The organism is Streptomyces sp. A3M-1-3 (assembly GCF_024213665.1).
In the GTDB taxonomy this organism is placed as follows: Bacteria; Actinomycetota; Actinomycetes; order Streptomycetales; family Streptomycetaceae; genus Streptomyces.
In genome coordinates this window covers 103,423-117,493 of sequence record NZ_JANAVP010000006.1, presented here as the reverse complement: position 1 = coordinate 117,493, position 14,071 = coordinate 103,423, and the positions used below count along the sequence as shown (strand labels likewise).

General features: G+C 69.3%; 12 protein-coding genes and 1 pseudogene. 6 read left to right on the top strand and 7 right to left on the bottom strand.

Annotation, left to right across the window (positions count from 1 at the left end; translation table 11 throughout):
• Positions 1-46 precede the first annotated feature (46 nt).
• From NLX86_RS08995 to NLX86_RS08980, 4 genes are read left to right on the top strand one after another with little or no spacing between them, the layout of a single operon-like run.
• Positions 47-595, top strand: a complete 549-nt coding sequence (locus NLX86_RS08995) for a hypothetical protein (protein ID WP_254371071.1) — start codon at positions 47-49, stop codon at positions 593-595.
• Positions 592-1,827 carry a peptidoglycan-binding domain-containing protein gene (locus NLX86_RS08990; RefSeq protein ID WP_254371070.1) on the top strand — a complete coding sequence of 412 codons (1,236 nt, stop codon included), beginning with the start codon at positions 592-594 and terminating at the stop codon, positions 1,825-1,827. The genes NLX86_RS08995 and NLX86_RS08990 overlap by 4 nt, the downstream gene beginning before the upstream one ends.
• A complete protein-coding gene (locus NLX86_RS08985) occupies positions 1,824-2,537 on the top strand; it encodes an ABC transporter ATP-binding protein (RefSeq protein ID WP_254371069.1) in 714 nt (237 codons plus the stop codon). Before NLX86_RS08990 ends, NLX86_RS08985 begins: the two co-directional genes overlap by 4 nt.
• Complete coding sequence (locus NLX86_RS08980) at positions 2,534-3,751, top strand: ABC transporter permease (RefSeq protein WP_254371068.1); 1,218 nt, start codon at positions 2,534-2,536, stop codon at positions 3,749-3,751. The genes NLX86_RS08985 and NLX86_RS08980 overlap by 4 nt, the downstream gene beginning before the upstream one ends.
• Positions 3,752-3,883: 132 nt before the next feature.
• Here the strand turns inward: NLX86_RS08980 and NLX86_RS08975 are convergent, their stop codons facing one another.
• Entirely contained in the window at positions 3,884-4,234 is a 351-nt protein-coding gene (locus NLX86_RS08975; RefSeq protein WP_254371067.1) for a VOC family protein, read from the bottom strand.
• A 275-nt stretch (positions 4,235-4,509) separates the two neighbouring features.
• On the opposite strand from NLX86_RS08975, the gene NLX86_RS08970 reads away from it, so the two are divergent.
• Positions 4,510-5,955 (top strand): glyceraldehyde-3-phosphate dehydrogenase, encoded by a 1,446-nt coding sequence (locus NLX86_RS08970; RefSeq protein WP_254371066.1) that lies wholly within the window; start codon positions 4,510-4,512, stop codon positions 5,953-5,955.
• A 428-nt stretch (positions 5,956-6,383) separates the two neighbouring features.
• Here the strand turns inward: NLX86_RS08970 and NLX86_RS34680 are convergent, their stop codons facing one another.
• The 3 genes from NLX86_RS34680 to NLX86_RS08955 all read right to left on the bottom strand — a co-directional run bounded on the left by NLX86_RS34680 (position 6,384) and on the right by NLX86_RS08955 (position 9,924).
• The gene (locus NLX86_RS34680) at positions 6,384-7,361 is read right to left on the bottom strand and encodes a hypothetical protein (protein WP_254371065.1); all 978 of its coding nucleotides are present in this window, start codon (positions 7,359-7,361) and stop codon (positions 6,384-6,386) included.
• Complete coding sequence (locus NLX86_RS08960; protein WP_254371064.1) at positions 7,358-8,653, bottom strand: MFS transporter; 1,296 nt, start codon at positions 8,651-8,653, stop codon at positions 7,358-7,360. The genes NLX86_RS34680 and NLX86_RS08960 overlap by 4 nt, the downstream gene beginning before the upstream one ends.
• A 251-nt stretch (positions 8,654-8,904) precedes the next feature.
• The gene (locus NLX86_RS08955) at positions 8,905-9,924 is read right to left on the bottom strand and encodes an MBL fold metallo-hydrolase (protein WP_254371063.1); all 1,020 of its coding nucleotides are present in this window, start codon (positions 9,922-9,924) and stop codon (positions 8,905-8,907) included.
• A 971-nt stretch (positions 9,925-10,895) separates the two neighbouring features.
• Between NLX86_RS08955 and NLX86_RS08950 the strand changes: the two genes are divergently transcribed.
• Positions 10,896-11,666, top strand: coding sequence for an AfsR/SARP family transcriptional regulator (locus tag NLX86_RS08950; RefSeq protein WP_254371062.1), 771 nt, complete (start codon positions 10,896-10,898; stop codon positions 11,664-11,666).
• Between the two features lie 173 nt (positions 11,667-11,839).
• Here NLX86_RS08950 and NLX86_RS08945 read toward each other — a convergent pair.
• The 3 genes and pseudogenes from NLX86_RS08945 to speB form a co-directional block, all read right to left on the bottom strand.
• A pseudogene (locus tag NLX86_RS08945) lies at positions 11,840-12,008 on the bottom strand (IS5/IS1182 family transposase); the annotation flags it as partial.
• Positions 12,009-12,152: 144 nt separating this feature from the next.
• Complete coding sequence (gene cs1 / locus NLX86_RS08940; protein ID WP_254371061.1) at positions 12,153-13,130, bottom strand: clavaminate synthase Cs1; 978 nt, start codon at positions 13,128-13,130, stop codon at positions 12,153-12,155.
• Positions 13,131-13,132: 2 nt separating this feature from the next.
• Positions 13,133-14,035 carry an agmatinase gene (gene speB / locus NLX86_RS08935; protein ID WP_254371228.1) on the bottom strand — a complete coding sequence of 301 codons (903 nt, stop codon included), beginning with the start codon at positions 14,033-14,035 and terminating at the stop codon, positions 13,133-13,135.
• Positions 14,036-14,071 lie beyond the last annotated feature (36 nt).

Below are 14,071 nucleotides of genomic sequence, written 5' to 3'. Positions count from 1 at the left end.
GGCTGCGTCAGTGGCCGGCGGCATTCGAATTCAAGGAGTGGTGAGGATGCGCAGTGCGCTCAAGGCACGTGTACTGACGCTGCCGGCCGCCGCGATCGTGGCGATGGGCTTGATGACAGGTTGCGGCGGCTCGGGCAGCGACAGCTCGACCGTGGCCTCCGTCAACGGTGAGGGCGGCTCGTCGGGCGGTGGCGGCTCGGACAAGAGCGATGCCGAGCAGTCGCAGGAGTTCGTGAACTGCATGCGCGACAACGGCGTCGACATGGAGGACCCGGACCCGGAGACCGGGCAGCTGGACCTGCAGTCGGTGATGGGCGGCGGTGCCGACTCCGAGGCGCTGCGCACCGCGATGGAAGCCTGCCGCGACAAGGCGCCGCAGGCGATGAAGGAGCGCGGCGAGGGCAATCCGGATGCCGCCCAGCTGGAGAACATGAAGAAGTTCGCCGCGTGCATGCGGGAGAACGGTGTCGACATGGACGACCCCGGCCCCGAGGGTCTCGACCGGGATTCGATGAACATGAGCGATCCCAACTTCCAGGACGCCATGGGCGAGTGCAGCGAGTTCCTCGGCGGCATGATGGGAGGCCAGAAGTGACCCTGCACGAAAGCACCGAGAACGTCCTGGCCGCGGACGACGCAGGCAGCGGCGACGACGCACGTGGCGGCGACGGCCAGGGCGGACAGGCACCGGCGGTCAGCCGCCGTAGGAAGCGCCCGCTGCGCACCTCGCTGATCGCTACGGCGGTGGTGGTCGTCACCACCACAGGCGTCGCCGCCGCGACCGGAGTCCTGGGGGGTGACAGCGATACGTCCGCCTCCGCAGCCCCATCGGGCCCGCCCAAGACCGCCAAGGTCGAGAGCACATCGCTGACGCGCACCGAGACCGTGAACGGAAACCTTGGCTACGGCGACGCCACCGCAGTTCAGGCCCACACGCAGGGCGGGGAGAGCGCGCAGAGCAAAGGTTCGGGCCTGATCACCTGGCTGCCGGGGGAGGGCGACACCATCAAGCGTGGCGGCACCGTGTACAACCTCGATGATCAGAAGGTGCCGCTTCTGTACGGTTCGACCCCGCTGTACCGCACGGTTGAGTCCGGCAGCGAAGGCAAGGATGTGAAGCTGCTGGAGGAGAACCTCTCCGCCCTCGGCTACACGGGCTTCACCGTGGACGACGAGTACACCGACGGCACCGCAGACGCCGTGAAGGCGTGGCAGGAAGACCTCGGCCGCGAAGAGACCGGCACCGTCGCGCCGGGGGACGCGGTCGTGGCCACCGGTGAGCGGCGCGTGGCCGACGTCAAGGCCACCAGCGGCAGCTCGCCCACGGGGGACATCCTGACCTGGACCGGGACTGAGCGCATCGTCACCGTCGACCTCGAGGTGAAGTTCGAGGACCTGGTCGACGACGGCACCAAGGCCACCATCAAGCTGCCCGACGGCACCACGGTCGACGCCACGGTGAAGGACATCGGCACCGCGGCCACCGCCGCGCCGGCCGAGGGCAACACCAGCGGCTCCGGGTCTTCCAGTGGTGGTTCCGAGGACGCCACGCTGCCGGTCGAGCTCGAACTCAAGGACCACAAGAAGCTTGGCCGCTACCAGGCCGCGCCGGTGGACATCACCTTCGAGGCCGAGACCCGCAAGGACGTCCTGGCGGTCCCGATCAACGCTCTGGTGGCGCTGCGCGAAGGCGGCTACGCACTCGAGACGTTCGGCACCAAGGGCATCGAGTACGTGCCGGTCGAGCTCGGCATGTTCGCCGGCGGAATGGTCGAGGTCTCCGGCAAGGGAGTCACCGAGGGCCTGGTCGTAGGGGTTCCCAAGTGAGCCCGGCCACCCCACCGGTGATCGAGCTGACCGGCGTGACCAAGACGTACGGAGATGTGGCCGCGCTCGCCGGAGCCGACCTGGTCGTACGGCGCGGTGAACTCCTGGCCGTCGTCGGCCCCTCCGGTTCGGGCAAGTCCACGATGCTCAACATCATCGGCACGCTCAGCCGGCCGTCCACCGGAACCGTGGCCATTGACGGCCACGACATCGCCGATCTCAGCGACCGTGAGCTGTCCGCGCTGCGCGCCGGCACGATCGGTTTCGTGTTTCAGCAGTTCCATCTCGCCCCCGGAGTCCCTGCGCTGGACAGCGTGGCTGACGGACTGCTCTACAGCGGCAAACCCCGCAGCGAACGACGCATGCTCGCCGAACGGACCCTGCGCCGCGTGGGCCTGGGGCACCGGCTCTACAACGAACCGCACCAGCTGTCCGGTGGCGAGAAGCAGCGCGTCGCCATCGCCCGCGCCGTACTCGGCGATCCGCCTCTGCTGCTCGCCGACGAGCCGACCGGGGCACTCGACTCCCGCTCCGGCGCGGTCGTGATGGAGCTGCTGCACGAGCTGCACGAGGCCGGCACCACCGTCGTGATCATCACTCACGACCGCGACATCGCCGCATCCCTGCCCCGCGAGGTCCGCATCAAGGACGGCCATATCGAACACGACTCCGGCGTCCCGGGACACGCCTACGAGAGGGCCGGCATATGAGCACGGCAGCACCCACCAGGCCCCGCCCGAAGGCGGCCCGTCTCAGCCCGTCGGATGTACTGCGCGTCGGCGGCTCGGGCCTGCGCTCCCGCCCGATGCGGGTGTTCCTCTCCGCACTCGGCATCGCCATCGGCATCGCCGCGATGATCGGCGTCGTGGGTATCTCCACGTCCTCCAGCGAGGAGCTCAACCGCAAACTGGACGCACTGGGCACCAATCTGCTCACCGTCTCTCCGGGCCAGTCATTCGGCGGCGGCGATGCGCATCTGCCCGATGAAGCCGTCGAGATGGTCGGCAGGATGGGTTCCGTCGAGTCGGTGTCGGCCATCGGCAAGACAGACGCCAAGATCTACCGCAACGACCGCATCCCCAAGCAGGAGACTGGCGGCATCGGCGTGTACGCGGCCCGCACCGACCTCCCCGACACCGTGGGCGGACAGGTGGCGACCGGGCAGTGGCTCAACGGCGCCAACGGCAAGTACCCGGCCGTCGTTCTGGGCCCCAAGGCCGCCGAGCAACTGGCGGTGTCCGCGGCCGGCCCCGACACCCAAGTGTGGCTGGGAGGCGAGTGGTTCACCGTCGTGGGGATCCTCGAGCCCAACGAACTCGCATCCGAGCTGGACTCCGGCGCGTTCGTCGGCTGGGAAGCCGCCGAACGGGAACTCGACTTCGACGGCTACCCGAGCACTGTCTACACTCGCGCGGACGGTGCAGCCGTCACCGACGTACAGGCCGTGCTCGGAGCCACCGCCAACCCCGAGGACCCCAGCTCCGTCGAGGTCTCCCGGCCCTCCGACGCCCTGGCCGCCAAGGAGGCCACCGACGACACCCTGAGCGGACTGCTCCTCGGCCTGGGCGCGGTGGCGTTGCTCGTCGGCGGCGTCGGCGTCGCCAACACCATGGTCATCTCGGTCCTGGAGCGCCGAGCCGAGATCGGCCTGCGCCGCTCCCTCGGCGCCACCCGCGGGCAGATCCGCACCCAGTTCCTGTGCGAATCGCTGCTGCTGTCCGCGCTCGGCGGCGCCGGCGGCGTGCTCCTGGGCATCGGCGTCACCGGCGGCTACGCCACGTACCAGGGCTGGCCCACCGTGGTGCCCGCCTGGGCCATGGCCGGCGGAGTCGGCGCCACGCTCGTCATCGGCGGCCTGGCCGGCTTCTACCCAGCCGTACGCGCAGCCCGCCTGCCCCCCACCGAGGCGCTGGCCGCCTCCTGAGGACCGGTGCCCCCTGCCGACATCCCCCGGCGGCAGGGGGCACCACCCCGTTACTCCGCAGTGGTCCGGGCCTGGGGATCGAGGTCGGGGTGCTCGGTCATTCTCTTCGGTCCGGTGCCGTACCCGGCCGTGTCAAAGCTCGTAAGCCGTCTGATGTCGCGGCTCGTAGAGTCCGAGGTCACCGCCCCCAGGCAGCTTGAGGACCGTCATCAGCCCCCACCCCTCGTCACTCACCGGCTGCGTGAACTCCACACCCTTCGCGCTCAGTTCCTCCCTCGTGGCCTTGACGTCGTCACACATCAGGAAGAACTCGTGCGACTCCCGGCCCTCGACGGGATGCACGGCGATCTCGGCGGGCGGCAGCTTGAAGATCAGCCAACCGTCGCCGGCATCGACGTGGGGATAGCCCAGCACGTCCCGGAAGAACGCACGGTCCGCCTCCGCGTCACGGCTGTAGATGACTACGTGAGCACCATTGATCATGCGCTCACGCTACGCCTGGGACGGAATTCCGCCCGCAACGTGGATGGCAGACATGCCGACTCCGTCAGTGGCACCAGCGTCGGCCTCGTGCTCCGCGGGATCATACCGGGGCAAATGCTCGCCAATTGGAGCACGTTCGCGCCACACAGTGGTCCATCCCTGTCCTGGTGTGGCCATGGGGCCGATCACGGCATCCCGCTCAGGTGGCACCGTTTGAATGATCAAATTGATGGCGGGTTAGCATGTGAGCGCCGCCTAGCTCGAAAGATAAACCTGTGACTGTCAATGACGACTCGTTCACCAACTGGAAGAACCGCGAGGAGATCGCGGAGTCGATGATCCCGATCATCGGGAAGCTGCACCGGGAGCGGGACATCACGGTCCTGCTTCACAGCCGCGCCTTGGTGAACAAGTCGGTGGTGAGCATCCTCAAGACCCACCGATTCGCCCGGCAGATCGCCGGTGAGGAACTCTCGGTCACCGAGACGCTTCCGTTCCTGCAGGCTCTCACCACGCTCGATCTCGGCCCTTCCCAGATCGACATCGGCATGCTCGCCGCGATGTACAGGACCGACGACCGCGGTCTCTCGGTGGAGGAGTTCACCGCCGAGGCCGTCGTCGGCGCCACGGGTGCCAACAAGATCGAGCGCCGCGAGCCGCGCGACGTCGTCCTGTACGGGTTCGGCCGCATCGGCCGCCTCGTCGCCCGCCTGCTCATTGAGAAGGCCGGCTCCGGCAACGGCCTGCGGCTGCGCGCCATCGTCGTCCGCAAGGGCGCCGGCCAGGACATCGTCAAGCGCGCCTCGCTGCTGCGCCGTGACTCCATCCACGGCCAGTTCCAGGGCACGATCACCGTCGACGAGGCGAACAGCAAGATCATCGCCAACGGCAACGAGATCAAGGTGATCTACTCCGACGACCCGACGTCGGTGGACTACACGGCGTACGGCATCAAGGACGCCATCCTCATCGACAACACCGGCAGGTGGCGCGACCGCGAGGGCCTGTCGAAGCACCTCCGCCCCGGCATCGCCAAGGTCGTCCTGACCGCGCCGGGCAAGGGCGACGTCCCCAACGTCGTCCATGGCGTCAACCACGACATGATCAAGCCGGACGAGCAGATCCTGTCCTGCGCGTCCTGCACCACCAACGCGATCGTCCCGCCGCTGAAGGCGATGGCGGACGAGTACGGCGTCCTGCGCGGCCACGTGGAGACCGTCCACTCGTTCACCAACGACCAGAACCTGCTGGACAACTACCACGACTCCGACCGCCGCGGCCGCTCGGCGCCGCTCAACATGGTCCTCACCGAGACCGGTGCCGCCTCCGCCGTCGCCAAGGCGCTGCCCGACCTCAAGGCAAGGATCACCGGCAGCTCGATCCGCGTCCCGGTGCCGAACGTCTCGATCGCGATCCTCAACCTGCGGCTCGCGCGCGAGACCACCCGCGAGGAGGTCCTCGACTACCTCCGCAACGTGTCGCTGGCCTCGCCGCTCAAGCGCCAGATCGACTTCATCAGTGCTCCCGACGCGGTCTCGAGCGACTTCATCGGCTCGCGCCACGCCTCGATCGTCGACGCCGGCGCCACCAAGGTCGAGGGCGACGACGCCATCCTCTACCTGTGGTACGACAACGAGTTCGGCTACTCCTGCCAGGTCATCCGCGTCGTCCAGCACGTATCCGGGGTGGAGTACCCGACCTACCCGGTTCCGGTGGTCTGATCGCAGCGGACTGTCCGATCCGGTGTCCCGGCAGGCGGGGCGGCAGTGGGGCGGCAACCGATCCCGATCGGCATCCGGTTGCTCTCCCACCGCCACCCGCCGGCCGCCGCCGGCAGCGGAATGGCCCGGCTGCACCAGGCCACCGCCGGGCTGTCCGCCCTGCTGCGGAGCCTGCCGTGGTCGGTGGTCGTACTGGTCGTCGTTCGAGGACGCGGACATCGTGACGGCGCAGATGCGGCTGAAGGCCGGCACCGCGCTCGGGATCCTGGACCAGGAGACGCGCTACGGCCTGTGCTGCGCCGGCCGCGGGCGGCGCTCGACGGAGAGGAAGCGCTGTCAGCATGGGACCGGACTGTGTCCCGCCGATGCTGACCTCCGGGCATGACAACGCCTCCTCGTACGCGGCGCGCAGCCCGCCGGACATTCCGTTACCGCAGACCGGGCCCCTCGTCGAGGCGGCGACGGATGTGATGGACGAGGGCCTCCTCGACGCGCCGCCGGGCCGGGTCGGGCAGGTCCTCGTAGGCGGCCGAGATGGTCATCCACTCGTTGAACACGTGGCCGTCCCCGGCGACCAGCCAGTCCACGCACAGGTAGTCCGAGTCCAGGCTCTGCGCCAGCCGCTCACTGATGTCGGCTACCTCGGCGGGCGGCTCGTAGCCGGAACCGCTGCCGCCCTGGCTCACATTGGCCAGGTACGCCTGCTCGGCAGGCTCCCGCAGCAGCGCGGCGATGACCTTGCCCTCGTGTACGTAGACGCGCACATCGCCGCTGTTGGGCAGATGGGGCTGGACCAGGCAGCCCAGCCCCCCGGGCGTCAACAGGTCGATCGAGGCAGCGAGGTGCTGGGGCGTGTCCGCCTTCAGCACCCCGAAGCCCCTGGCCATCGAGCGCGGTTTCACCACGTACGGTCCGGCCGGCAGTTGCGTGCGTACGGCGTCCAGGGCGCGTCGGGCGTAGCGCCCGAAGGGAACCGAGACGGTCGGCAGCACGGGAGCGCCCAGCGCGGCCGCGTGATGGTACATGGCGAGCTTGTCGAGGCCGAGGGCTTCGGGATCCAGAGTTCCGTCCGTGAGTAGAACGCAGTCGGAGGCGCGGATGGTCCGGGTGATGGCCTCGATGTGCCGGGCGATGGCCGGATCCCAGGTCCAGGAGGTGACCAGGAAACCCGCGTACTGCGCGAGCAGGTCTTCCTCGCCCCACAGGAGGCGCGGACGGCCGTTCCAGGCAGGAACGATGTCGCAGGAGTGGACGATGCGCACGTCGAAGCCCGCCGCACGCAGCATGCCGACGCGCTCGGAGCCCTCGCGTCGCAGTCGCTCCTGCACGTGCGGGTCGTAGTTGTCGGGAGTGGTGATCCACACCAGCCTCGGCGGTGCGGAGGTTTCGGCGATGCTGTTGTTCACAGGGCTTCCTTGGTGACGGACGACTCGGGTGAGGGCTGCGGCAGCACACGCATGCCGCGCAGCGGGGAACAGAGGAGCCAGAGAGAGGCGAGGGCCGTGCCGGCAGCTCCCGCCCAGACGGCGGACCGGGTGCCGTAGAGCTCGGCGACGCCGCCTCCCAGGAGTACGCCCAGCGGCCGCGCGCCCCAGGCGAAGAACCGGACCGTCGCGTTGACACGGCCCAACAGGTCCGCCGGTACGGATCGTTGGCGGTAGCTGACCTGTGCGACGTTGTAGACGACCAGTCCCGCCGCGAAGGCGAACTGTGCGCAGGCCACGAGCGCGAGCCGCGCTCCGGGCCCCGTCAGCCCCGCCAGCAGGGTGCACGGAGCGGTCAGGGTCACGCTGAGGACGACGGCCCGTCCGTCACCGAGCCGTTCGACGATGCGCCGTACGACGAAGGTCGCGGACAGACCGCCCGCGCCTCCCGCGGTGAACAGCAGCCCGATGGTGACGGCGGACACCCCCAGGTCCTGGGCCAGCAGGACCAGGAGCATGCCGTAGCCCATGCTCCAGCAGAAGGTCATGGTCGTGGAGCAGGCCACCAGCGGGCGGAGCACCGCATGGCCCAGTACGTACCGGATGCCCTGGACGATCGATCGGCCGAGGCGGTCGCGCGGCGTCCGGCCGACGGGCTCGGGTCGGTCCTCGATGCGGGCCACGCAGAGCGCGGAACCGAGGTAAGAGACCGCCGAGACCACCACGGCCAGCGGCGCCGTGACGGCCTGCACGATCAGACCGGCGATGCCGGGGCCGGCCACCGAGGCCGTCTGATCCACGGTGACGAGGCGCGCGTTGGCCGTGACCAGTCCCTCGGGGCCCACCAGATGCGGAAGATAGCTCTGGTCGGCGACATCGAAGAAGACGGTGGCGAGGCCCACCACGAGCGCGACCGCACACAGGTGGGCGACCGTGAGCGCGTCCAACGCCCACAGGACCGGCACCAGGGCGAGTGCCACGGCCCGCGTGAGGTCGGCCACGATCATGATCGGACGCTTGCGCATCCGATCCACCCAGACTCCGACCGGCAGCCCGATGAGCAGGAAGGCGACCGTCTGCGCGGCGGATACCAGGCTCACCTGGAAGGGGGTGGCCCGGAGATCGGTCGCCGCGAGCAGCGGCATCGCGAGGTTCAGCACCACGAATCCGGCCTGGCTGAGCGACTGCGCGAACAGCAGCCGGCGAAGGCCGGAGGACTGCCCGGGCGAACCCGCGGTCCGGGTCGCGCCCCTGCGGAACTTGCTGATCTGCATGGCACCGCCGTGGAATCGCCTGGGGGACCAGGCGCCGTGGAATGGGACACGTCAGGACGCGCAGAAGCTATGCGTCATCCGCATGCCCCGCAACGGCCCACGGACGAGTGCGCTGCGGTGTTCCCGGCGTCCGCGCAGGTCATCGGCCCGGATCGAGTGCCGTGCGGTGCCGGGACCCCGGGGAAGGGGAGAGCAGGCGGAGAGTCCGGCAAGAGCATCTCCACGCGGGGGACCGGGTGCGGCCCTGGCCGTCAGCGCCCCGCAGGGGTGGTCAGGCCGAACGGTTGCAGCGGGGTGGGGTCGACGACCCTCGTTCCGCTCGCCCCGCGGGCCGCCGCTGCGTGCTCCAGGGCGGTAGCGGCCGCCGACCGCCCGGTGTTCGCGCCCGCCTGCCGCGCTCCGCCCGACTGGAGCAGGGGGGAGACCATGTCGTCGTGGTGGCTCGGCAGCAGCAGCGCCGGATCGCCGAGCGCGCTCAGCAGCCGCTCCGGGTAGCGGTGTACGGCACTGTGCGAGGTCATGCCGACGATGGCGATGTCCGGTCGCAGGCCGGTGAGTTCCCGCTCGGCGAGATTGCTCGTACCGGAGAGATAGACGGACGGACCGTCGTCGAAGGACACCTGATAGGCCAGGGTCTGGCCCTCGATCAGATCCCCGAGCGTCCGGGGTGCGCGGGGCGGGCCGACATGTGTCCCGGGAGCGAAATAGCCGTGGTCGCTGAACTGGCTGTGCAGGCTGCGCAGCACCTCGACGGTGAAGCCGGGGAACCGGAGGTGCTCCCCGCCCCGGACCCGGATCACTTCGGCCAGCCGGTGGTCCGGAGCTCCCATGGCGGCGAGCAGGTGGTGGGAGGTCTCGTCGCACAGGGTGCGGATACGGTGCCCGGCCCAGTCCCGGTGGGCCAGCAGCTGCGGTACGTCGGCGAGGTGGTCGAAGTGGCCATGGCTGACCAGGATCAGAGCGGGGGGACCCGAGAGGTTCCGCTCCGCGACGGCCGTGACGGCCTTCGGGTCCAGCCGCAGGGCGAGCGACGGATCGAGGGATCCGTCGGACGACTGGAAGGGCATGCGACTCAGGTAGGGGTCGAAGAGCAACCTGCTCTCGCCGAAGCCGAGTTCCCAGCCCGCGACCCCGAGCCATTGGAGGGTCAGTCCCTCCAACGACGGACGCCGGGTGTCGACGCTGATTCGTTTCGGCTGCGCTCTGCTCATCAGCCCCGATGAGCCGATCGCCACGGCGCCTTTGAGGACCATCCGCCGTCGCTGCCGCATACACCCCTCCTTCGGTGACGTCATGTGGTCAGGAAGGTACACAGAGCGCAAATGGAGGCTGCTCTTTCCGGTCATTCGGCTACGGTGCGCGACGGGTGTGCTTATCCCCCGGATCCGGACGCGAGTTCAGATGGTCGAGCCTCTCCATCGAACGGCACTCGGCAATGCCCGGCTCCGCGCGCTGATCCGGTGCTCAGCGTTCGAACAAGAGCCGACGTGAGAGGTGGTGTCTGCGGTAGGTCGAGTGCAGGAGGAGCCCGCTTCCGGCGACGGGGCGCGGCGCCGATTGGCTGAGAACATACTGGTTTCATTGCTGACTGACGCTGGGCGCGGGGTGGTTGTGGCTGCGCGCGGTCACAGCCGCCGGGGCGACCGCGGCTGCGCGATCTTCGCCCTTCTGTCGGCGGGTGCGTGGAACCGGTGCCGCGCGCCCCGCGGACGGGGCGCTTCCCGGTTCGCCCTGCGTCGACGCCCGGCCCGCGGTTGTGACCTTCGCGGGACCCCAGGGCCGTTCCCGGGAGCGAACCGGGTCGCCGCCCAAGCGCGTCCTGCTCCGCGGGTCCGGGCATACCGGCTGTGGTGTGGTCCATACCGGACCGCCCTTCGGAACAGGGCACGTACGGAGTTGCGCAAGCACGTACGCAACCCCATTCGCGCCGCGCACGGCGGCCGGCCCGGACCGGCGAGCGAGGGGTAGCGACACGCGCCGGCTCCGAGGCGTCGACCGGTGGCCGGGGGAGGCGATGTCCCGCGCCGCGCGTCCGATCTTGTACGCGTGCTGTCCGCTCTCCGGTGCGGTGGGCGGCGAACCTGCGGCCCGTAGGCCAAATCAGCCAATCAGTCGGTGCGTGCGGGCGTCCATTGACACACCCCTTACGCGTTCCGTCTACTTCTCACGCACAACTCGACCGCAAGTCAACGCGTGTCACCTCGCGAAGGGGCCCAGGATGAACGCAGATGACAGTGAGGGCGTGTCTCGGCCAGTTCACGTCGCCGTGCTGGGCCCGCTGGAAGTGCGGATCGGTGCAGCGCGCGTGACCGTTCCGGGCCGCCGTCAGCGGGGGATTCTGGCCGCGCTGGCGCTGCAGCCGGGGCGTATCGTGGCCACCGACCACCTGATCAAAGCCGTTTGGTACGACAAGCCACCCCGTACCGCCATGGGACAGGTTCAGACCGGCATTTGGATGCTCCGGACCGCCCTCGTCAATGCCGGGGGGCCGTCGGAGGCGGTGCAGTCGTGTGCCACCGGCTACCGGCTGAACAACGACTTCTGCTCGGTCGACGTGGCGAGCTACCGCACGAAGGTCGCCGCCGCCCGCGAGATGCACCGATGGGGCCGGCTCGACGAGGCGGCGCGGCTCGTGCGATCGGCCCACGAGCTGTGGCGCGGCCCGGCCCTCGCGGACATCACGCATCAGGGGTTGCGCAGCTGGTCCACTCGTCTTGAGGAGGAACACATCGTCGCGGTGCATTACCGGGCTTCCCTCGAACTGCAGCTCGGGCGACACGAGGAGGTCATCTCGGAGCTGTTCGAGTTGGTCGACCACTACCCCCTGCGGGAGAGCCTCCACGCCGACCTCATGCTCGCGCTCTACCGTTCGGGCCGCCAGGCCGATGCCCTGGAGGTCTTCCACGGCGTGCGGCGGACCCTCGCCGAGGAACTCGGCATCGACCCAGGGCCCACGCTGCGCACGCTGGCCCAGGCGATCCTGCGACAGGACAGCGCCCTCATCCCCGCCTGACGATTCGTCATGCGTCCTTGTGCTCAGCACCGTACGCACCGCACTCATTTCCTCACGCATGCGGCCACCGTCACCGATGACCCGAGGAGATTCACGATGCGGACGAGGCTGATCGCGGCGCCGGTGAGCTGGTGCCGGAGGCTGGTCTTCGCGAGACCGCGGTAGCGTGATCAGGCAGGCTTCCCCCGTACCGGGAACAGGTCCGCGAACTCCTCATCGCTGAACAGCATCCCCAGCTCGTCCCGGACCCCGGCCCGCCGGACTTCCCTTCGGGAACGCGGCCCGCGCCACCCGCACCGTCTCCGCCGGGACCTCCCACGACCCCTTCGGCTGCATCGACATCACCACCCACCCCAAACGACGACGTCGGTCTCCAAGACCACAACCGGGTCTTGGAGACCGACGTCAGGCCAGCCCGCAGACTGACCAACAGCGTCCCGTCCGGGCGGGGTCCGGCCTGCCGATCGGCACGTCCTCGGAGACGATCTACCGGCGTGGGGTGAAGGTGATCACGTCGCCCGCGCGCTCGCCACCCGTGGGAAGCTGACCGTGGGAGTTGGTGCGGATGTACACCCGATGCAGCCACCGGTCCCTGCCGTCCCAGCGCGGCGTGAAGGGGGTACGCGCGTGCGTGGTACGGAAGTTGTCGATGATCAGCGCGTCGCCGGGGGTGAGGAAGATTCCCTCGGTGACATCGTCGAGCGCCTTGGACAGCTTCGCCACGGCCTCGGCGTCCGGGCCCTCGTCGGGCTTGAGCAGCTCCCGGTCGTAGCCGAGCAGCGGGTCGTCCTGGGGCCCGTACAGCGGCTTCACCTTCGCGATCGCCCCGGGGTCCTCGATTCCGCCGCGGAACGCCACGTCGACTTCGCAGGGCTGCTTGTTGCCGTGGAGCCGGCCGATCGTCTCCCGGTCCAGGAGTCGGATGGCCTTGCGTATCGAACCCACGAGGGTCTGGGCCCTGCGCTCGTGGTCGGCCCTGGAGCACGCCAGTAGCACGTAGTTGGGCTGCAGCGTGTGGTAGGCCATCTCGGTGTGGAACTCCAGCAGGGTCTCGCTGGTCTCCGACGACAGGTGGTGCGCACCCGGCGACGGGTACACGTCGTGGTAGACCGTTCCCGACCGCAGCTCCGCGTATCCCGTGTGCAGACCGAGCCGCCGGCCGAGGATCGCGAGGAACGCCTCCATGTTCAGACGGCCACGCGCGACCGGGGCCGGCGTGCTCGCCGGCGTGGGCGGCAGCTCGTCGTCCGCCTCGACCGGAAGCCCGCGCAGCAGCAGGTATCCGTCCTCGTTGCCGGCCTGGTTGAAGGCGTCGAGCGTGTCGCTGATCTCGTACGGCAGCTCCTGCGCGAGTTTGTGCGCCACGTCCAGGAAGTGGTACAGGTCCTGGCGGGGCACGGCGGGAAGCTTCGACGCGAGCGACAGCAGATGCTCTCGGTGCTCGGTGATATCCAGAATCGCCACCACTACTCCTCCTCTTCCTTCTTCTTCGGCTGATGGGCGCGTGCGTACTGGTAGAGCAACTCCGCGCCGACTTCGGTGGCCAGGACGCTGGTGATCCCGGCGTGGTCGTACAAGGGCGACACTTCCATCACGTCGAATCCGACCGGGTTGAGCTCGCCGACCGTGCGCAGCAGGGCGAGTACCTCCCGGCTGGTGGGGCCGCCCGGGGCCGGGGTACCGGTGCCCGGGGCGAAGGCGGGATCGAAGACGTCGATGTCCACCGAGACGTACACCGGGCGGTCTCCGAGCCGTTCCCGGATCAGGTCCGCCGCGCCTTTCACACCCAGGTCGGCGAACTCGTCCGCGGTGACGATGCGCACACCGTGACCGCGCGCGTAGTCCAGGCTGTCGGGTTTCGGGTTGTGCCCGCGGATGCCGAGCTGGACCATGGCTTCCGCCTGGACGAGCCCCTCCTCGATGCCGTGTCGGAACGGCGTCCCGTGATGGAACTCGCCGCCGATCATGGCGGGGTTGGTGTCCGAGTGGGCGTCGAGGTGCAAAACGGCCACCGGACCGTGCCGGCCGTGGACGGCGCGCAGCGCGGACAGCGTGAGCGAGTGGTCGCCGCCGAGCATGAGGAAGGCGGAGTTGTCCGCGAGCAGAGCCGACAGGTGGTCCTGCGCCGTCTTGATGGCGATGTGCTGGTTGAACGGCGTCAGGTTGATGTCCCCGCCGTCGACCACCTTGATCAGGTCGAAGACTCCGGGTCCGCGGTCGATGCCGACACCGTGGATGAGTCCGGATTCGCAGCGGATCTGTTGGGGGCCGAAGCGCGCACCCGGACGGTAGCTGGTGCCCCCGTCGTAGGGAGCCCCGATGACCACGACGTCCATCCCCTTCGGGGCCGGGTCGTGCGGAAGCCGCATGAACGTGGGGATCTGTGCGTACCGCGGCGAGACATT

What these genes read in the sequence shown, in the direction of transcription:
- NLX86_RS08995 (WP_254371071.1), top strand. Translation starts at nt 47, where the DNA reads ATGCGCAGTGCGCTCAAGGCACGTGTACTGACGCTGCCGGCCGCCGCG.
- NLX86_RS08980 (WP_254371068.1), top strand. Translation starts at nt 2,534, where the DNA reads ATGAGCACGGCAGCACCCACCAGGCCCCGCCCGAAGGCGGCCCGTCTC.
- NLX86_RS08975 (WP_254371067.1), bottom strand. Translation starts at nt 4,234, where the DNA reads ATGATCAATGGTGCTCACGTAGTCATCTACAGCCGTGACGCGGAGGCG.
- NLX86_RS08960 (WP_254371064.1), bottom strand. Translation starts at nt 8,653, where the DNA reads ATGCAGATCAGCAAGTTCCGCAGGGGCGCGACCCGGACCGCGGGTTCG.
- NLX86_RS08955 (WP_254371063.1), bottom strand. Translation starts at nt 9,924, where the DNA reads ATGCGGCAGCGACGGCGGATGGTCCTCAAAGGCGCCGTGGCGATCGGC.
- speB (WP_254371228.1), bottom strand. Translation starts at nt 14,035, where the DNA reads ATGCGGCTTCCGCACGACCCGGCCCCGAAGGGGATGGACGTCGTGGTC.